Consider the following 19,821-nt stretch of genomic DNA (forward strand, 5'->3'; position numbering starts at 1 on the left):
ACGGCAGCGGAGGAGCGGCCGACAGCCGCAGCCGCCACCCGCCATCGCCCCCGCACACCTTCTTCACACGCCCTCACCCGGATGCCGTACGGCGGTGACGCGGGAGTACCGCCGTACGGCATCCGGGTTCGAAGGATCAGAGCGTGCCGAAAGCCTGCTCGATCACGTCGAGGCCCTCGTTGAGGAGGTCCTCACCGATCACCAGCGGCGGCAGGAAACGCAGCACGTTGCCGTAGGTGCCGCAGGTCAGGACCATGACGCCCTCGGCGTGGCAGGCCTTGGCGAGCGCGCCGGCCGCCTCCGGGTTCGGGTCCTTCGTGCCGGACTTCACCAGCTCGATCGCGATCATGGCGCCACGGCCGCGGATGTCGCCGATGATGTCGCCGTTCGGGAGCTTCGCCTGCATCTGCGCGAGGCGGTCCTTCATGACCTCCTCGATCCGCTTGGCCTTCGCGTTCAGGTCCAGCTCGCGCATCGTCTCGATCGCGCCGAGCGCACCCGCGCAGGCGACCGGGTTCCCGCCGTACGTACCGCCCAGACCGCCCGCGTGCGCGGCGTCCATGATCTCGGCGCGGCCGGTCACGGCGGAGAGCGGCAGACCGCCGGCGATGCCCTTGGCGGTGGTGATCAGGTCCGGGACGATGCCCTCGTCCTCGCAGGCGAACCACTGGCCGGTGCGGCAGAAGCCGGACTGGATCTCGTCCGCGACGAAGACGATGCCGTTGTCCTTGGCGAACTGCGCGATCGCCGGGAGGAAGCCCTTGGCCGGCTCGATGAAGCCGCCCTCACCGAGCACCGGCTCGATGATGATCGCGGCGACGTTCTCCGCGCCGATCTGCTTGGTGATCTCGTCGATGGCCTGGGCCGACGCCTCGGCACCGGCGTTCTCGGCACCGGTCGGCCAGCGGTAGCCGTAGGCGACCGGGACGCGGTAGACCTCGGGCGCGAACGGACCGAAGCCCTGCTTGTACGGCATGTTCTTCGCCGTCAGCGCCATCGTGAGGTTCGTCCGGCCGTGGTAGCCGTGGTCGAAGACGACGACGGCGGTGCGCTTGGTGTAGGCGCGGGCGATCTTCACCGCGTTCTCGACGGCCTCGGCGCCCGAGTTGAACAGCGCCGACTTCTTCGCGTGGTCGCCCGGCGTCAGCTCGGCGAGCTGCTCGCAGACCTCGACGTACCCCTCGTACGGCGTGACCATGAAACAGGTGTGGGTGAAGTCCGCGAGCTGCGCGGTGGCGCGGCGTACGACGGCCTCGGCGGAGGCGCCGACCGAGGTCACGGCGATACCGGAGCCGAAGTCGATCAGACGGTTGCCGTCCACGTCCTCGATGATCCCGCCGCCCGCGCGGGCGGTGAACACCGGCAGGGTGGAGCCCACACCTGCGGCGACGGCGGCGAGCCGGCGAGCCTGCAGCTCGACGGAGTTCGGGCCGGGGATGGCAGTGACGACGCGGCGCTCCTGCGGGATTGCGGTCATGAGGGGCTCCTGGGGGTGTTTCGGACGCTCTTCTCATCGCAGGCTAGGGGCGGGTGGCGGACCCGGGCATGCTCCGATCGGGAGTGGTGGGTGCGTGTCGTTGTCCGTCGCGGACAGGACGGTGCTTCGGACCCCGCCCAGCAGGCGCGATGCGGGTCCGGGGCGGCCTGTGGCGGCCCGGGGACGGTCACTCTTCGGGCGGGTTGCTGAACTCCCCGTGTGCGCGCACTAGATTGGCCGGGGCAGCGGACGGACCGGCAGGTCCCGGCAGGTCAAGGGGGCAGTGGTTCATGGACGACGAGGGCACGCGGGGCGTACGGGACACGAACGCGGACAGGGTGCCCGGGCCGGCGGCGCCACCGCCTCCGGCGGGGGAGCCGGGGGAGCGGTGGGCGGGGCAGCCTGCGCCTGGGCGGCCCGAGGCCGGGGAACCGCGGGGCTCGCGGTCTGCGGCCGGGGAGCCCGGTGCGCCGGAGTTCGGGCAGCCGGCCTCCGGGAAGTCGTGGGGCGATCGGACGGCCGACGGCCCGACGCCGGTGCCGCCGCCGGGCGGGCCTCCGGCGCCGCGGTCCGGGCGGTCTTCCGGAGAGCCTTGGGTGTCGGCGCCCGGCGAGTCTCCAACGCCGCGGTCCGGCCGGCCTTCCGCTGAGCCTTGGGCATCGGCGCCAGGCCAGCCTCCGGCACCGCAGTCCGGGCAGTCTTCCCCAGAGCCCTCGGCATCGGGCCGGCCGCCGGCACCGCAGTCCGGCCGGCCTGGGAGGCTTCCGGCACCAGGGATGGACCGGCCGCCGGCCGCTCAGCCCTCCGCGTGGACCTCTCCGCCGCCCCCGTCCGGACCGCCGCCCGCACGTCCCGCCACTCCGCCGCCGCCCGTCGAGCAGCCCTCCGCCGGAGCCCCGGCCCTTGACGCCTGGCTGCGTACGCCCCGTCCACCGCAGGCTCCGGGCATCTGGCGGTTCGGGTTCACACCGCGCCCGGCCGAGCAAGGCGAGGAGGTCTCCGACCGCTCGCTCCTCGTCGGCGCCCTCATCGCCCTCCTCTCCGCGCTCCTCCTCTGGTCGCTCTGGCGCAACGGCTACCTCCCGTACCGCCTCGTCCCCCTCAAGCTCTTCACCCCGGGCGAATGGTGGCATCCGGGCACTTCCGGAGGCCCGCGCACCATCGAGGGCTCCGACGCCCTCACCGTGTACGAGGCACTCCTCTTCGGGCTCCTCGCCTACGGCTGCGGCCGGATCGGCAACTTCTCCGAGCTCTTCCGACGCCACGTCGTGAGCCGTGGCCGGCCCTTCCTCGCTCTCGCGGCGGCCGTCGCGGCGGGCCTCGCCCAGCTCCTGGTCTGGAAGGAGACCCTGCCGGTCGTCCGCCCGGTGCTGGTGCTGGTCGCCGCCGTCGCGGGCGGCGAGATCTATCAGAGTCAGACCGTCGTCTACGTCATCTACGCGCTGATCGCCGCCGCCGTCCTGTATCCCTTCGCCCGCCTCGGCCGCTGGCGCGAACTGCTCGCCGCCCGCCGGGGAAGGGGAACCGCCACACCGGCCCCGGCCGACACCCCCTCGGCCCCTGTCACCGCGACCTCCGCCGACCAGTGGCCCGAGCTGCGCGCGGCGGGCTGGACCGACGCGGCGGAGACCCTCACCGCCGAGGTCCGCACCGGCCGTATGAACGACGTGGACGTGGCCCGCCTCCGCCACGCCTGGGCCCAGGCCACCGGCAGCCCCGACCGCCTCGCACCTCTCGCCGAAGCCGTCCTGCGCACCGGGGGAGCCGCCGCCCGGCACCCTTCCGGTCACCGCGACCTGCCCCGCCGCACCGCCCGCCACGACGTGCTCACCGGCCAGGTCCGCATCGGCCGCTGCGCCGAGGACCCGCACAACCCCTACGCCCGCCGCACCACCGGCCTCGCACTGGACCCGACGCTGCTCGGCACCTCGCTGCTGGCCGTCGGCCCGCCCGGCTCCGGCAAGTCCGACCGGCTGGTCCGGCCCGTCGTCGAGGCCCTCGGCCTGCGGGCCCTCGCCGGACAGGCTGCCGTACTCGCCGTCGGCGGCGCGGGCGCGCCCGTCGGCCCGGACGAGGCCTTCGACGTCGTCGTACGCGTCGGCAATCCCGCCTCCGCCCACGACCTCGACCTCTACGGCGGGACCAGCGACCCCGACGAGGCCGCCGCCGTCCTCGCGGAAGGGCTCGTCGGCGATGTCGGCAGCCTGGACAGCCGCCGCGCGGCCACCGTCCTGGCCCAGCTGCTCGGCCCGTACCGGACGGCCCACGGCCACTTCCCCTCCGTACCGGAACTGCGTGAACTCCTCGACGGGACGCCGGCCGCGCTCACCGCGCTGCGCGCCACGCTCGAGGCCGCCGGACACCACGCGATGCTCCGCGAACTGGAGGCCCGGACCCGTCAGGCCGGCGGCCCCGGCGACCCCGCACCGGCCCTCGCGGACCGGGTCGCGCTGCTCGACCGGCCCGCGTTCGCCGGGTTCTTCGCCACCGGCCCGGACGCCCGCCCGTTCGCGCTGCGTTCGCTCGGCCAGTACCCGCTGCGGGTCCGCGTCGACCTGCCGGAGCGCGGCCACGCCGAGGCCTCCCGCCTCCTCACGCGCCTCCTGCTCGCCCAGTTCACGGCCATCACCGCCGCCCGCACCGACACCACGCTCTTCGTCGGCCTGGTCCTGGACGACGCGACGCACGCGGTGACCGCCGAGACCGTACGCGGCATCCGCCGGCTGCGCTCGGTCAACGCGGGAGCCGTCCTCACCCTCCGTACCGTCGACGACGTCCCCGAGCCCCTGCACACCCCGCTGCTCGGCGCGGTCGGCTGCACGGCCGCCTTCTCCGGCATCACCACCTGGGACGGCAAGCGGTTCGCCGAGGCCTGGGGCAAGGAGTGGGTGGAGACCCGTGAGGTCGCCCAGCACACCGTCTTCGCCGACCAGCCGTTCACCCGCGCCCTGCACGCGCTGCGCAAGCTGGTGACCGGCAAGGCGGTGACGACGGACGCGGTGACCGTACGGCAGGTGGAGAAGGAGCGCTGGTCGGCCTCGGAACTGGCGTACGCGGTCCCGGCCGGGCACGCGGTGATGCGGCTGACCACGGTCGACGGCGAACACGCGCCACCGCTGCTGGTGGAGCTGGGCGGCTGAGAAGCCACCCTCGGGGACCGGGCACGACGGAGAGCGGTTACAGGAACTCTGCCGCCCTGGCAGAATCGGCGGCAGCCGTTCATACGGGACGGCGAAATCACCGACCACCGATCACCGACAGGGCCGGCGACATTCCTCGCCGGCCACGCGTCTCCGACACCGAGGGTTCCCGGTCCCATGCCCCCCACGCTCGCCTCGCTCGTCCAGCACTCGGCGCTCAAGCTCACGGTGCGGGCAGGCGCGGACCGGCTCGACACCCCGGTGCGCTGGGCCCACGCCAGCGAGCTCGCCGACCCCGTCCCGTACATGGACGGCGGCGAACTGCTCCTGGTGACCGCCACCAACCTGGACGCCGAGAACGCCGAGTCCATGCGCCGGTACGTACGGCGGCTGGCCGGAGCAGGCGTCGCCGGAGTCGGCTTCGCGGTCGGCGTGAACTACGAGGACGTCCCGGACGCGCTCGTCGAAGCCGCCGAGGAAGCGGGCCTTCCGCTCCTGGAAGTGCCGCGCCGTACGCCGTTCCTGGCCATCAGCAAGGCCGTCTCGGCCGCCATCGCCGCCGACCAGTACCGCGCGGTCACCGCCGGCTTCGAGGCCCAGCGCGAGCTGACGAAGGCCGCGCTCGCCGGTGACGGCCCGGCCGACCTGCTCGCCCGCCTCGCCGCGCACATCGACGGCTGGGCCGCGCTGTACGACACCTCCGGCGCGGTGCTCGCCGCCGCCCCGGACTGGGCCGCGCGCCGGGCCGCCCGCCTCACGCCGGACGTCGAACGCCTCCGGGACAGACCCGCGCCCGCCAGCGTCGTCGTCGGCGACAGCGAGGACCGGGTCGAACTCCAGTCGCTGGGCACCGGCCGCCGGGCACGCGGAGCGCTGGCCGTCGGTACGGGAGCGGCGCTCGGAACCGCCGAGCGGTACGCCGTGCACTCCGCCGTAGCCCTCCTCACCCTCACCACCGCCCGCTCCCGCGCACTCCAGGGCGCCGAACAGCGCCTGGGCGCCGCCGTCCTGCGCATGCTGCTGGCCGGCCAGCCCGACCACGCCCGCGCGGTCGCCGGAGACCTGTACGGCGAGCTGCTCGACGCGCCTTTCCGGCTGATCATCGCGGAGACGGCCGCGCCCGCCGCGTACGAGCTGCTCACCGAGACCATGGAGGCCGCCGCCGCCCGCTCCGGCGAGGCGCTGCTCATGGTGCCCGAGGGCGAGCGCGTGGTGATCCTGGCGGCGGACGGCGGCACGGCGGTCGCCGCCTGCGCGGCCTACGCGGAGGCCCAGGACGACCGCGCGCCGCGCGAGGGAGGCGCCGAGGACAGCGATGTGGTGGTCGGCCTCTCCGCTCCCTGCGGTCCGATCGCCGTCTCCGCCGCGTACAAGCAGGCCGAGCAGGCCCTCTCGGTGGCGCGCCGCCGAGGCAGGGCCCTGGTCGAGCACGAGGAGCTGGCGGCCGGCTCGGTCCTGCCGCTGCTCGCCGACGACGCCGTACGGGCCTTCGCCGACGGCATGCTCCGCGCCCTGTACGAGCACGACGCCAAGGGCCGCGGCGACCTCGTGGCCTCCTTGCGCGCCTGGCTCTCCCGCCACGGTCAGTGGGACGCGGCCGCCGCCGACCTCGGCGTACACCGCCACACGCTGCGCTACCGGATGCGCCGGGTGGAGGAGATCCTCGGCCGCTCGCTGGACGACCCGGACGTCCGGATGGAGCTGTGGCTCGCGCTGAAGGCGACGGAGGCGGCGACTCCGGCGGAGGGGTGAGCGACCGCCGCACCGTCTCCGACAAACCGGAGCACCGGACGTGTACGGGACTCCACCCCGGACAAACGCGATCGCCGCCTCCCGGCCCTACCGTGGGACGCGGAGTGGAGCCTCAGGGCACCCACGACCTACGTCACGACCTCCTCGTCAAAGACTTCTCACGACCTCCGAAGGGCCGGAACCTCCATGACTTCGCCCCACGCCTTCTGGGTGGCCGGCCGCCAGGCCACCGGTGCCGACAGCTTCGACGTCACCAACCCGTACGACGGGCGTCTCGTCGGCACCGTCAGCGTGCCGACCGACGCCCAGGTGGAGGAGGCCGTCGCCGCCGCCCACGCCGTACGCGACGAGTTCGCGGCGACCCCGGCGCACGTTCGGGCGGCAGCGCTCGACCACGTCGTGCGGCGGCTGGGGGAGCGCGCCGAGGAGATCGCGCAGCTGATCTCGGCGGAGAACGGCAAGCCGATCAAGTGGGCGCGCGGCGAGGTCGGCCGTGCGGTCTCGGTGTTCCGTTTCGCGGCCGAGGAGGCCCGCCGCTTCAACGGCGGCGAGGCGCAGCGCCTGGACACCGACCTCGGCGGAACGGGCCGCCTCGGCCTGACCCGCCGCTTCCCGCGCGGAGCCGTCCTCGGCATCGCGCCCTTCAACTTCCCGCTGAACCTCAGCGCCCACAAGGTCGCCCCGGCCATCGCCGTAGGCGCCCCGATCATCCTGAAGCCGGCCCCGGCCACCCCGATCTCGTCCCTCATCCTCGGCGAGCTGCTGGCCGAGACCGACCTGCCGGCGGGCTCCTGGTCCGTCCTGACGGTCCCGAACGACAAGATGCCGGCGCTGGTCCAGGACGAGCGCCTGCCGGTCATCTCCTTCACCGGCTCGGGCCCGGTCGGTTACGCGATCATGGAGTCGGTGCCGCGCAAGCACTGCACCCTGGAGCTGGGCGGCAACGGCGCGGCGGTCGTCCTCGGCGACTACACCTCGGACGAGGACCTGGACTGGGCGGCGACCCGGATCGCCACGTTCTCCAACTACCAGGGCGGCCAGTCCTGCATCTCGGTGCAGCGCGTCATCGCGGACGCCTCGGTCTACGACCGCCTCGTCCCGAAGATCGTCGCCGCCGTCGAGGCCCTGGCCACCGGTGACCCGGCCGACGCCACCACGGATGTAGGCCCGCTGGTCAGCGAGGACGCGGCGAAGCGCGTCGAGTCCTGGGTCGACGAGGCCGTCCAGGGCGGCGCCGAACTCCTCACCGGCGGCAAGCGCGACGGCGCCACGTACGCCCCGACGGTCCTGGCGGGCCTCCCGGACGACGTGCGGCTCGCCTGCGAAGAGGTCTTCGGCCCGGTCATGTCCCTCCGGAAGGTGAACGGCGAGGCGGAGGCGTTCGCCGCCGTCAACTCCTCCAAGTACGGCCTCCAGGCAGGCGTCTTCACCCACGACCTCCAGACCGCCTTCCGCGCCCACCGCGCCCTGGAGGTAGGCGGCGTGATCATCGGCGACGTCCCCTCGTACCGCGCCGACCAGATGCCGTACGGCGGAGCCAAGCAGTCCGGCGTCGGCCGCGAGGGCGTCCGCTACGCGATGGACGACTACACGTACGAACGAGTCCTGGTCCTCACGGGCCTGGCCCTGTAACACCCGGAACGACCCCGCCCGCGCCTCCGCCTGGACAGCGGGTGCGAGCGGGGACGCGAGACGGACGGCCCGAACCCACTGTGCGGGGGTTCGGGCCGTCCGCTGTGCGTACGCCAGGCTTGGTGCGGGTGCCGAACTCCGGGTAGACGGGTTACATACGGACCAGTAGGCAGCGACTAGCAGTCCGCGTGTCCAGGTGCCTGTCCGTCCTGGTGACGCGCGGCGAGGTGAGGCCCGACATGTCCGCACCACACAACACCCCCCAGGTCCCCAAAGCACCCAAGGTCACCGAGCGTGAGGCGCGCAAGGTTGCCGAGGCTGCCCGGGAGCAGGACTGGCGTAAGCCGAGCTTCGCCAAGGAGCTGTTCCTGGGGCGGTTCCGGCTCGATCTGATCCACCCGCATCCCTTGCCGCCGCCCGACGACATCCGGCGCGGTGAGGAGTTCCTGGCGCGGCTGCGGGCCTTCTGCGAGACGCATGTCGACAGTGCGCGGATCGAGCGCGAGGCCAAGATCCCCGACGAGGTGGTCAACGGGCTCAAGCAGCTCGGCGCGCTGGGCATGAAGATCGAGACCAAGTACGGCGGTCTCGGGCTCACCCAGGTGTACTACAACAAGGCGCTCGCCCTGGTCGGATCCGCGAGCCCCGCGATCGGTGCGCTGCTCTCGGCGCATCAGTCGATCGGCGTACCGCAGCCGCTCAAGATTTTCGGCACCCAGGAGCAGAAGGACGCCTTCCTGCCCCGGCTCGCCACCACCGACATCTCCGCGTTCCTGCTGACCGAGCCCGACGTCGGCTCCGATCCGGCCCGCCTCGCCACCACCGCCGTGCCCGACGGGAACGACTATCTGCTGGACGGCGTGAAGCTCTGGACCACCAATGGGGTCGTTGCCGATCTGCTCGTGGTGATGGTTCGGGTTCCTGCGTCCGACGGACACTCCGGCGGCATCACCGCCTTCGTCGTCGAGGCCGACGCACCCGGCGTCACCGTCGAGCACCGCAACGCCTTCATGGGGCTCCGCGGCATCGAGAACGGTGTCACCCGCTTCCACCAGGTCCGCGTCCCGGCCGCCAACCGCATCGGGCCCGAAGGCGCCGGGCTGAAGATCGCGCTCACCACCCTCAACACCGGCCGCCTCTCGCTGCCCGCCATGTGCGTCGGCGCCGGCAAGTGGAGTCTGAAGATCGCGCGTGAGTGGTCCGCCGTACGGGAGCAGTGGGGGCGGCCCGTCGCCAAGCATGAGGCGGTCGGCGCGAAGATCTCCTTCATCGCGGCCACCACCTTCGCTCTGGAGGCGATCGTCGACCTCTCCTCGCAGATGGCCGACGAGGACCGCAACGACATCCGTATCGAGGCCGCCCTCGCCAAGCTGTATGGCTCCGAGATGGGCTGGCTCATCGCCGACGAACTGGTCCAGATCCGCGGCGGCCGCGGTTTCGAGACCGCCGAGTCGCTGGCCGCCCGCGGCGAACGCGCCGTTCCGGCCGAGCAGATGCTCCGCGACATGCGCATCAACCGCATTTTCGAAGGCTCCACCGAGATCATGCACCTGCTGATCGCCCGCGAGGCCGTCGACGCCCACCTCAAGGTCGCCGGCGACATCATCGACCCGGAGAAGGCGCTCGCCGACAAGGCGAAGGCCGGTGCCAACGCCGCAGCCTTCTATGCCCGTTGGCTGCCTCAGCTCGTCACCGGGGCCGGGCAGCTGCCGCGTACGTACGGTGAGTTCAACCCTGCCGGCCACCGTGACCTCTCCGGGCACCTCCGGTACGTCGAGCGCTCCTCGCGCAAGCTCGCCCGCTCCACCTTCTACGCCATGTCCCGCTGGCAGGGGCGGATGGAGACCAAGCAGGGCTTCCTCGGCCGGATCGTCGACATCGGCGCCGAACTCTTCGCCATGAGCGCCGTCTGCGTCCGCGCCGAGCATCTGCGGGGCGCCGGTGAACACGGCCGGGAGGCGTACCAGCTCGCGGATGCGTTCTGCGAGCAGGCCCGCATCCGGGTCGAGGAGCTGTTCACGCGGCTCTGGTCCAACACCGACGATCTGGACCGGCGGGTGGTGGACGGCGTGCTCTCCGGTACGTACACCTGGCTGGAGGAGGGCGTCATCGACCCCAGCGGCGACGGCCCCTGGATCGCGGACGCCGACCCCGGCCCCTCCGCCGGGGAGAACCGGCACCGGCCGGTCCGCTGAGCCGCCACGCGTAAGGCATCAGCTGTGCGCCGCCGCCCGTAACGCATCAGCTGAGCCACCACCCGTAACCCGTCAAGGGGGCGCGTCCGCACACCGGGCGCGCCCCCCGCGTACCGAATCACCGCCCCACCCGGGACGCGCTGTCCCCACGCACAGCCGGAGCGGCAACAATGGGGGCATGAGCGACAGCCCCGCCCCCCTCGCCGATCCGCATCTCCTCTTCGACACCGCGGACGGCCGCCGGGATCTGGTGATCCTCGGCTCCACCGGGTCCATCGGCACCCAGGCCATCGACCTGGTCCTGCGCAACCCCGACCGCTTCCGGGTCACCGCGCTCTCGGCCGCCGGCGGCCGGACCGCCCTCCTCGCCGAGCAGGCCCACCGGCTGCGGGTGAAGACGGTCGCCGTCGCCGACCCGGGCGCGGTCACCGTCCTGCGCGAGGCGCTGCGTGAGCGGTACGGGGCCGGAGAGCCGCTCCCCGAGATCCTCGCCGGACCCGACGCGGCGGCCACGCTCGCCGCGAGCGAGTGCCACACCGTGCTCAACGGCATCACCGGCTCCATCGGCCTCGCTCCGACGCTGGCCGCGCTGAAGGCGGGCCGCACGCTCGCCCTCGCCAACAAGGAGTCGCTGATCGTCGGCGGCCCGCTGGTGAAGGCGCTCGCCGCTCCCGGCCAGATCATCCCGGTCGACTCCGAGCACGCCGCGCTCTTCCAGGCCCTGGCGGCCGGCAAACGGGCCGATGTCCGCAAGCTCGTCGTCACCGCCTCCGGCGGGCCCTTCCGGGGCCGTACGCGTGAGGAGCTGGCCGACGTCACCCGCGAGCAGGCCCTGACCCACCCCACCTGGGCCATGGGCCCGGTCATCACGGTCAACTCCGCGACGCTCGTCAACAAGGGTCTTGAGGTCATCGAGGCACACCTCCTCTACGACATCCCCTTCGACCGCATCGAGGTCGTGGTCCACCCCCAGTCGTACGTGCACTCCATGGTCGAGTTCACCGACGGCTCCACTCTCGCCCAGGCCACCCCGCCGGACATGGGCGGACCCATCGCCATCGGCCTCGGCTGGCCCGAGCGCGTCCCGGACGCGGCCCCGGCCTTCGACTGGTCGAAAGCGTCCACGTGGGAGTTCTTCCCGCTGGACACCGAGGCCTTCCCGTCGGTCGGCCTGGCCCGCCATGTCGGTACGCTCGGCTCCACGGCACCCGCCGTCTTCAACGCGGCCAACGAGGAATGCGTCGACGCCTTCCTCGCCGGACAGCTGCCGTTCAACGGAATCATGGATACGGTCACCGCTGTGGTGACCGAACACGGCACCCCCGCCCCGGGAACCCCGCTCAGCGTCGCGGACGTCCTCGAAGCGGAAACCTGGGCCCGCGCACGGGCCCGGGAACTCTCGGCGAAAGCGACAGCGGAGGCGCGCGCATGAGTCTGACCTCGATCCTGCTGACGGTCCTGGGGATCGCCGTCTTCGTCGTGGGCCTGCTGTTCTCCATCGCCTGGCACGAGCTGGGCCACCTCTCCACGGCCAAGATGTTCGGCATCCGGGTCCCGCAGTACATGGTCGGATTCGGCCCGACGCTCTGGTCGAAGCAGAAGGGCGACACCGAGTACGGCATCAAGGCCATCCCGGCCGGCGGTTACATCCGCATGATCGGGATGTTCCCGCCCGGCGCCGACGGCCGGCTCGAAGCCCGCTCCACCTCACCGTGGCGCGGCATGATCGAGGACGCCCGCTCCGCCGCGTACGAGGAGCTCGAACCCGGCGACGAGAAGCGGCTCTTCTACACGCGCAAGCCGTGGAAGCGCGTCATCGTGATGTTCGCCGGCCCGTTCATGAACCTGATCCTCGCCGTCGCGATCTTCATGGGCGTCGCGATGACCTTCGGCTTCCAGACGCAGACCACCGAGGTCGCGGGCGTCCAGCAGTGCGTCATCTCGCAGAGCGAGAAGCGCGACACCTGCAAGGGCACCGACCCCGTCTCCCCGGCCAAGGCCGCGGGCCTCCAGGAGGGCGACAAGATCGTCGCCTTCGGCGGGCAGAAGGTCGACGACTGGGCGACGCTCTCGGACCGCATCCGCGACACCATCGGCCCTGCCACCATCACCGTCGAGCGCGGCGGCCAGGAGGTCACCCTCAACGCCGTCCTGCGCGAGAACGCCGTCGCGAAGAAGGACGGCAACGGCGAGGTCATCCCGGATCAGTTCATCAAGGCCGGCTACCTGGGCTTCGCCGCCCAGACCGAGATCGTGCCGCTCGGCTTCGGTGACTCCGTCGTACGCATGGGCGACATGATCGAGAACGGTGTCGACGCGATCATCGCGCTGCCCTCCAAGATCCCGGACCTGTGGAACGCGGCGTTCAGCGACGGCCAGCGCGCCGACGACTCACCGGTCGGCGTGGTCGGTGCCGCGCGCATCGGCGGCGAGGTGATGAACCTCGACATCCCGGCGCAGAACCAGGTCGCGATGATGCTGTTCCTGCTGGCGGGGTTCAACCTGTCGTTGTTCCTGTTCAACATGCTCCCGTTGCTTCCACTCGACGGGGGGCACATCGCCGGTGCGCTCTGGGAGTCGCTGCGGCGCAATCTGGCCAAGGTCTTCCGGCGCCCGGACCCGGGCCCGTTCGACGTGGCCAAGCTGATGCCGGTCGCCTATGTGGTCGCCGGACTCTTCATCTGCTTCACGCTGCTGGTCCTGGTGGCCGACATCGTGAATCCGGTCAAGATCAGCTGAGCCTCCGCCACGGGAGCCCCAGGGTGACCACCGGGCACACGCGTCGTGTCCGGTCGGTCACCATCTGGTTGACTTGTCCGTACGGTGCGTGCGCCCCGGCTCCGGTGCCGTAACCTCGAAGCCTGGAGCCCGCCGACATCGGGACCTTGATCCACACCTTGGGGATGCACAGCGCATGACTGCGATTTCTCTCGGAATGCCGGCCGTTCCGACCAAGCTCGCCGACCGAAGGGTCAGCCGACAGATCCAGGTCGGCACGGTCGCGGTCGGCGGCGACGCACCCGTCTCCGTGCAGTCGATGACGACGACGCGTACGTCGGACATCGGTGCCACCCTCCAGCAGATCGCCGAGCTGACGGCTTCCGGCTGCCAGATCGTGCGGGTGGCCTGCCCGACCCAGGACGACGCCGACGCGCTCGCCACGATCGCGAGGAAGTCGCAGATCCCGGTGATCGCCGACATCCACTTCCAGCCGAAGTACGTCTTCGCCGCGATCGACGCGGGCTGCGCGGCGGTCCGCGTGAACCCGGGCAACATCAAGCAGTTCGACGACAAGGTCAAGGAGATCGCGAAGGCGGCCTCCGAGACCCGCACGCCGATCCGGATCGGCGTCAACGCCGGCTCCCTGGACGCGCGGCTCCTGAAGAAGTACGGCAAGGCCACCCCCGAGGCGCTCGTCGAGTCGGCCCTGTGGGAGGCGTCCCTCTTCGAGGAGCACGGCTTCGGCGACATCAAGATCTCGGTCAAGCACAACGACCCGGTCGTCATGGTCAACGCCTACCGCCAGCTCGCCGCCCAGAGCGACTACCCGCTCCACCTCGGCGTCACCGAGGCCGGACCGGCGTTCCAGGGCACGATCAAGTCGGCCGTCGCGTTCGGCGCGCTGCTCTCCGAAGGCATCGGCGACACCATCCGCGTCTCCCTCTCGGCCCCGCCGGCCGAGGAGGTCAAGGTCGGACTCCAGATCCTGGAGGCGCTCAACCTCAAGCAGCGCCGCCTGGAGATCGTCTCCTGCCCGTCCTGCGGCCGCGCCCAGGTCGACGTCTACAAGCTCGCCGACCAGGTCAGCGCCGGTCTGGAGGGCATGGAGGTGCCGCTGCGCGTCGCGGTCATGGGCTGTGTCGTCAACGGCCCCGGCGAGGCCCGTGAGGCCGACCTCGGTGTCGCCTCCGGCAACGGCAAGGGCCAGATCTTCGTCAAGGGCGAGGTCATCAAGACCGTGCCCGAGTCGAAGATCGTCGAGACCCTCATCGAGGAAGCGCTGAAGATCGCCGAGCAGATGGAGAAGGACGGCATCGCCTCCGGCGAGCCCCAGGTCTCCATCAGCTGACCTGCGCCTTTCCGGGTCCTCACCGCCCCGTCGAGCCTCGCGCCCGGCGGGGCGGTGGCGTATCCACGGTCTGTTCAGGAGCCCGCTTCCGGACCCGGGCAGCGTTCTCCAGGCTTGTTGGGTACAGTGCGGAAATCAGCAGACCGCATGGTGAGGCCCCCTCGTGTTGACGCAGACCACCACCCGGGTCCTCGAACCCAGCGACCTCGGCGCAGCGCTCGCCATCCTGGAGAGCGAGCCCGTGGCCAACGCCTTCGTCACGTCCCGCGTGCAGGTCGCCGGGCTCGACCCCTGGCGTCTCGGCGGCGAGATGTGGGGCTGGTACGCCGACGGCAGGCTCCGCTCCCTCTGTTACGCCGGTGCCAACCTGGTCCCCATCTGCGCCGGGCCCGAAGCCGTACGCGCCTTCGCCGACCGGGCCCGCCGGGCCGGCCGCCGCTGCTCCTCGATCGTCGGGCCGGCCGAACCCACCGCGCTGCTCTGGCGGCTGCTCGAACCGGGCTGGGGACCCGCCCGCGAGGTCCGCGCCAACCAGCCGCTCATGGTCACCGAGAGCCCGTCGGCCGACATCACTCCCGACCCGCTCGTCCGCCGCATCCGCAAGGACGAGACCGAGGTCCTGATGCCGGCCTGCATCGCGATGTTCACCGAAGAGGTCGGCATCTCTCCGCTCGCCGGCGACGGCGGTCTCCTCTACCAGGCCCGCGTCGCCGAACTCATCGGCGCCGGCCGCTCCTTCGCCCGCATCGACGACGGCAAGGTCGTCTTCAAGGCGGAGATCGGCGCCGCCACCACCCAGGCCTGCCAGATCCAAGGCGTCTGGGTCGCTCCCGAACACCGCGGCAAGGGCCTCTCCGAGACCGGCATGGCCGCCGTCCTGCGCTACGCCCTGGCCGATGTCGCGCCCGTCGTCAGCCTGTACGTGAACGACTACAACACCGCCGCCCGCAAGGCCTACCGCCGCGTCGGCTTCCGCGAGACCGGCACCTTCATGAGCGTCCTTTTCTGAACAGCCCGTACGGGAGGTGCTTCCCGGCCTCCGCCCGTACCGGCCCGACCGCCCCGGCCAGTAGGGTTCGCGCATGGCACCAGTCACCGCGCACGGCCCCGCGGACCCCGGCATCGCGGTCGGCCCCATCGACCTGGCCGCACGCGTCGACGAAGCCCTCCACGTCCAGGCCGCCGCCTTCGGGCTCAGCCAGGACGAGATCGACGTACGCCGCCACATCGTCCTGCGCCACCTCGACCACCCCGAGGCCCGCGCGCTCGGCGCCCTCACCTCCGACGGACGGCTCGTCGGCTTCGTCTACGGACTGCCCAACGACCGCGCCCACTGGTGGTCCACCGTCGTCGAGCCCTACCTCCGCGCCACCGGCTCCGACGGCTGGCTCGACGACTCCTTCGTCATCACCGAGCTGCACGTCCACCCCGACCACCAGCAGCACGGCATCGGCCGCACCTTGATCACCAGCATCACCGACGGCGTCCCGCAGCCCCGCTCGATCCTCTCCGCGATCGACAAGGACAGCCCGGCCCGCTCTCTGTACCGCGCGCTCGGCTACCGCGACCTGGCCCGCCAGGTGGTCTTCCCCAGCGCTCCGCTCCCGTACGCGGTGATGGGCGCGCCTCTGCCGCTCCAGCGGCCCCGGGCCTGAATGGATTTCCGCCTGCCCGCACCCCCCGGCTAACCTCGGGCTCACCACCCTTGCGAGCAGGAGTTCATCATGGCCCAGGTCCAGCGCATGTCCCGATTGATGATCAAGACACTGCGCGACGACCCGGCGGACGCCGAGACGCTCAGCCACAAGCTGCTGGTCCGCGCCGGGTACGTGCGCCGCAACGCGGCCGGCATCTGGTCCTGGCTGCCGCTCGGCAAGAAGGTCCTGGACAACATCTCCAACGTCGTCCGCGAGGAGATGGACGCCATCGGCGCCCAGGAGGTCCTCCTCCCCGCACTCCTGCCCAAGGAGCCCTACGAGGCGTCCGGCCGCTGGGAGGAGTACGGCGACCTGCTCTTCCGCCTCCAGGACCGCAAGGGCGGCGACTACCTCCTCGGCCCGACGCACGAGGAGATCTTCACCCAGACCGTCAAGGACCAGTGCACGTCCTACAAGGACCTGCCGGTGATGCTCTACCAGATCCAGACGAAGTACCGCGACGAGGCCCGCCCCCGCTCCGGTGTGCTCCGTGGCCGCGAGTTCCAGATGAAGGACTCGTACAGCTTCGACACCACCGACGAGGGCCTCGCGCACTCCTACGCGCTGCACCGGGCCGCGTACATCAAGATCTTCGAGCGCCTCGGCCTCGACCACCGCATCGTCTCCGCCGTCTCCGGCGCGATGGGCGGCTCGGCCTCCGAGGAGTTCCTGGCGCCCGCCGCCGCCGGTGAGGACACCTTCGCGGACTGCCCGAACTGCGACTACGCCGCCAACACCGAGGCCGTGACCTTCGCGCTCGCCCCGGTCGACGGCTCGGCGCACGGCGCGGTCGAGGAGCTGGACACCCCCGACACCCCGACCATCGAGACCCTCGCCGCGCACCTCGGCGTCCCCGCCTCGGCCACGCTGAAGAACCTGCTGGTCAAGGTGGACGGCGAGATCGTGGCCGTCGGCGTCCCCGGCCACCGCGAGGTCGACCTCGGCAAGCTCGGCGAGCACCTGGCGCCCGCCGTCGTCGAGCTGGTCACCGCCGAGGACTTCGTCGGCCGTGACGACCTGGTACGCGGCTACGTCGGCCCGCAGGGCCTGGAGAAGGTCCGCTACCTCGCCGACCCCCGCGTCGCGCCCGGCACCGCCTGGATCACCGGCGCCAACCAGGACGGCAAGCACGCTGCGAGCGTCGTCGCGGGCCGTGACTTCGAGGTCGACCAGTACCTGGACGTCGTCGTGGTCCAGGAGGGCGACCCCTGCCCCAAGTGCGGTACCGGCCTCACCCTGGACCGCGCCATCGAGATCGGCCACATCTTCCAGCTCGGCCGCAAGTACGCCGACACCTTCCAGCTCGACGTGCTCGGCCAGCAGGGCAAGCCGGTCCGCGTCACGATGGGCTCGTACGGCATCGGCGTCTCGCGTGCCGTGGCCGCGCTCACCGAGCAGACCGCCGACGACAAGGGCCTGTGCTGGCCCCGCGAGATCGCGCCGGCCGACGTCCACGTGGTCGCCGCGGGCAAGGCCCTCCAGACGGAGCTGGCGCTCGACGTCTCGGAGAAGCTCAACGCGGCGGGCCTGCGCGTCCTGGTCGACGACCGGCCCGGCGTCTCGCCCGGCGTCAAGTTCACCGACTCCGAGCTGATCGGCGTGCCGAAGATCCTGGTCGCCGGCCGCCGCTCCGCCGACGGCGTCCTGGAGCTGAAGGACCGCCGCACCGGCGAGCGCGAGGAGCTGACCGTCGACGAGGCGATCGCGCGCCTCACGGCCGACCTGGCCTGATCAGCCGCTGAGAAAGGCCCCCGCGCACGATTGCGCGGGGGCCTTCGCCGTACGGGAAGTGCTACAGCCAGCCCGCGAACTCCAGGTTGACCTCGCCCATCTGCCGCCGTCCCTCGGCCAGCGCGCGGGTCCCCGACTCGACCGCCCGGAACAGCGTCCAGCCGTGCAGCCGCGCCTGGTCCACCTCCAGCGACTCCGCCAGCCTCTTGACCCGCCGCCGCGCCGTCACCGGACCGCCCGGCGAGGCGATCAGATCCTCCACCCGGTCCCGCACCAGCCGCGCCAGGTCGTAGGCCCGCTCGCCGACCAGCGGCTCGGGACCCACCGTCAGCCACGGCGCGCGCTCGCCGGAGAGCACCTTGCTCTGGCGGAAGTTGCCGTGCAGGAGCAGGAGTTCGGGCGCGGCCTCCACCAGTTCCGTACGGGCCGCGAGCGCCGCGTCCACCAGCGGCGCGAGCGCCGGATCGGCCTCGGCGGCCGCCCGCATGCCCGCCGTCTGCCGCCCGGTCCGCTCGGCCACGGTCTCGAAGGGATGGCCGGCGGGCGGCTCCACCCAGAGCCGTCGGACCGTGCCCGCCGCCTCCAGGAGCGCCTTGGCCTCCGGCAGCGAACGCAGCGACACCTCGTGGTGCAGCCGCTCCAGCAGCAGCGCACCGGACGCGTCGAGAGCGGAGTCCTCCAGCAGCTTCACCGAGCCCCAGCCGTTCCAGTGCGCCAGCGCCGCCCGCTCCTGCTCCGGCTCTGCGCGCGGCGGAGCGATCTTCAGCGCGGCCGGGGTCCCGTCGGCGCGCCGGACCAGGAGCACCAAGGCGCTGCGGCCGCCTGGGGCGGCCACCCGCTCCACGCCGAGGTCCGGCCCGGCGGCGTCGACCGCCTGTTCGGTGAGCGTGGGGAGGCGGTCCAGCCAGTCGGCCGCCGCGCCGTCCCCGTACATCTCGCCGAGCGCGCGCACCAGGCGCTGCGGCGGTTCGAAACCCATACGTCCGTTGTTCCCTTTCCGGTTCCTCGGTCAGCCTTCGGGCGTGTCCGCTCCCGCGGCCTCCACCGGGCCCGTCTTCTCGGCCGGACCGGCGCCCGGAGCCCGCTCGGCGAGCCCCGGAAAGGCTACGTTGCCGCCCCGCCAGCGGGCCGCTCGCACGGCCGCCTCCCGCAGCGCGCCCGCCGCGTCGGCGCGCGCGGGCCCTTCGGTGGCCCGTACGAGATCGGAGCAGGCGCCCGCCACCCGGTCCTCCAGGACGGCGGCGAGCCGCAGTGCCGACGCGGTGTCGGTAACCGCGAAGGGCAGAGCGTACGCGGCGTCGGCGGCGACCGGCGCACCGCCCAGGTCACGCACGCGCCGCATGAGCGCGTCCCGGCGCGCGCGGTGGCCGTCGTACGCCGCGCTCGCCTCGGTGCGCCGCTTCCCGGCGATCCGGCCGCCGAGCACCCCGTACCCGTAGACGGCCGCGTGTTCGGCGGCCAGCGCGGCCTGGGTGGCGGTGAGCGCGGGGGAGGAGGTCTCGTCCTCGGAGGGCAGGGTCATGACGAGGTCTCCTTGGCCAGCTCGGTCAGCAGGTACGCGTGGACCGCCGCGGCCGCGGCCACCGAGGCCAGCAGCCGGGCCAGCTCCGGTTCGGCGCTGAGCAGCGCCTCGGCGTGCGCGTCGGCCCGGCGGCGCTCGGCGGCGGCCAGCTCCTTCACCGCGGCCTTCGCGTCGGCGGAGACCGGACCGGGCGAGGGCGGTGCCGCGGCCTTGCTGCCCTTCACCGACAGGGCCTTGGTGTGTTCCCGTACGGCCGTCCGCAGGGGCGCCAGGCCCTCCGCGAGCGCCGGGTGGGCCTCGGTGGCCAGGTCGTAGTGGGCGAGCGTCAGCGCGGCGGTGTGCGCCGCCGCCGTCCGCAGCCTCCGCTCCACCCGGACCGCTTCGGCCTCGGTGCGGACGGGACCGCTCCGGCCTGTGCCCTTGTCGTCGTCCCCGCAGCCGGTCAGCACCGCACCCAGTGCGAAAGCCCCCGTCGCGGTGAGCGCCCCCCTGCGGGTCGTCCCCGTGCGCCGCACGTTTCTCCTTCGGGCCGGGACCGATCCTGACAGGATCTGTCCTGAACTGATCACCGCAGGCGAGCGTACCCGCGGTGACAGGGCGGGCGGA

General features: G+C 72.4%; 14 protein-coding genes. 10 read left to right on the forward strand and 4 right to left on the reverse strand.

Annotation, left to right across the window (positions count from 1 at the left end; genetic code table 11):
- Positions 1 to 136: 136 nt before the first annotated feature.
- Positions 137 to 1,477 (reverse strand): 4-aminobutyrate--2-oxoglutarate transaminase, encoded by a 1,341-nt coding sequence (gabT, locus tag ABZ267_RS29655; RefSeq protein ID WP_356752796.1) that lies wholly within the window; start codon positions 1,475 to 1,477, stop codon positions 137 to 139.
- A 776-nt stretch (positions 1,478 to 2,253) separates the two neighbouring features.
- On the opposite strand from gabT, the gene ABZ267_RS29660 reads away from it, so the two are divergent.
- The 10 genes from ABZ267_RS29660 (at position 2,254) to ABZ267_RS29705 (ending at position 17,693) form a co-directional block, all read left to right on the forward strand.
- Positions 2,254 to 4,617 carry an ATP/GTP-binding protein gene (locus ABZ267_RS29660; RefSeq protein WP_356752798.1) on the forward strand — a complete coding sequence of 788 codons (2,364 nt, stop codon included), beginning with the start codon at positions 2,254 to 2,256 and terminating at the stop codon, positions 4,615 to 4,617.
- A 177-nt stretch (positions 4,618 to 4,794) separates the two neighbouring features.
- Positions 4,795 to 6,369: a PucR family transcriptional regulator gene (locus tag ABZ267_RS29665; protein ID WP_356752800.1), complete on the forward strand. Its 1,575-nt coding sequence runs from the start codon at positions 4,795 to 4,797 to the stop codon at positions 6,367 to 6,369.
- Positions 6,370 to 6,555: 186 nt separating this feature from the next.
- On the forward strand, positions 6,556 to 8,001 hold the full coding sequence (locus tag ABZ267_RS29670; RefSeq protein ID WP_356752802.1) for an aldehyde dehydrogenase family protein: 1,446 nt from the start codon (positions 6,556 to 6,558) through the stop codon (positions 7,999 to 8,001).
- 239 nt (positions 8,002 to 8,240) lie between these two features.
- Positions 8,241 to 10,196, forward strand: coding sequence for an acyl-CoA dehydrogenase family protein (locus ABZ267_RS29675; protein ID WP_356752804.1), 1,956 nt, complete (start codon positions 8,241 to 8,243; stop codon positions 10,194 to 10,196).
- A 178-nt stretch (positions 10,197 to 10,374) separates the two neighbouring features.
- Positions 10,375 to 11,628 (forward strand): 1-deoxy-D-xylulose-5-phosphate reductoisomerase, encoded by a 1,254-nt coding sequence (dxr, locus tag ABZ267_RS29680; protein WP_356752806.1) that lies wholly within the window; start codon positions 10,375 to 10,377, stop codon positions 11,626 to 11,628.
- A complete protein-coding gene (locus ABZ267_RS29685; protein ID WP_356752808.1) occupies positions 11,625 to 12,935 on the forward strand; it encodes a site-2 protease family protein in 1,311 nt (436 codons plus the stop codon). Before dxr ends, ABZ267_RS29685 begins: the two co-directional genes overlap by 4 nt.
- A 175-nt stretch (positions 12,936 to 13,110) precedes the next feature.
- Complete coding sequence (gene ispG, locus ABZ267_RS29690; RefSeq protein WP_356752810.1) at positions 13,111 to 14,265, forward strand: flavodoxin-dependent (E)-4-hydroxy-3-methylbut-2-enyl-diphosphate synthase; 1,155 nt, start codon at positions 13,111 to 13,113, stop codon at positions 14,263 to 14,265.
- A 166-nt stretch (positions 14,266 to 14,431) separates the two neighbouring features.
- Positions 14,432 to 15,274, forward strand: a complete 843-nt coding sequence (locus tag ABZ267_RS29695; RefSeq protein ID WP_356752900.1) for a GNAT family N-acetyltransferase — start codon at positions 14,432 to 14,434, stop codon at positions 15,272 to 15,274.
- A gap of 73 nt (positions 15,275 to 15,347) precedes the next feature.
- Positions 15,348 to 15,920: a GNAT family N-acetyltransferase gene (locus tag ABZ267_RS29700; RefSeq protein ID WP_356752812.1), complete on the forward strand. Its 573-nt coding sequence runs from the start codon at positions 15,348 to 15,350 to the stop codon at positions 15,918 to 15,920.
- 69 nt (positions 15,921 to 15,989) lie between these two features.
- Positions 15,990 to 17,693, forward strand: a complete 1,704-nt coding sequence (locus tag ABZ267_RS29705) for a proline--tRNA ligase (RefSeq protein ID WP_356752814.1) — start codon at positions 15,990 to 15,992, stop codon at positions 17,691 to 17,693.
- Positions 17,694 to 17,754: 61 nt separating this feature from the next.
- Here ABZ267_RS29705 and ABZ267_RS29710 read toward each other — a convergent pair whose 3' ends face one another.
- Genes ABZ267_RS29710 through ABZ267_RS29720 form a run of 3 tightly spaced genes read right to left on the reverse strand, consistent with a single transcriptional unit; the run spans position 17,755 to position 19,730 of the window.
- The gene (locus tag ABZ267_RS29710) at positions 17,755 to 18,672 is read right to left on the reverse strand and encodes an aminoglycoside phosphotransferase family protein (RefSeq protein WP_356752816.1); all 918 of its coding nucleotides are present in this window, start codon (positions 18,670 to 18,672) and stop codon (positions 17,755 to 17,757) included.
- A gap of 30 nt (positions 18,673 to 18,702) precedes the next feature.
- A complete protein-coding gene (locus ABZ267_RS29715) occupies positions 18,703 to 19,215 on the reverse strand; it encodes a ferritin-like domain-containing protein (RefSeq protein ID WP_356752818.1) in 513 nt (170 codons plus the stop codon).
- A complete protein-coding gene (locus ABZ267_RS29720; RefSeq protein ID WP_356752819.1) occupies positions 19,212 to 19,730 on the reverse strand; it encodes a hypothetical protein in 519 nt (172 codons plus the stop codon). Before ABZ267_RS29720 ends, ABZ267_RS29715 begins: the two co-directional genes overlap by 4 nt.
- Positions 19,731 to 19,821: the final 91 nt, after the last annotated feature.

The sequence above is a fragment of the Streptomyces sp. NPDC006174 genome (genome assembly GCF_040614075.1).
GTDB lineage: Bacteria > Actinomycetota > Actinomycetes > Streptomycetales > Streptomycetaceae > Streptomyces.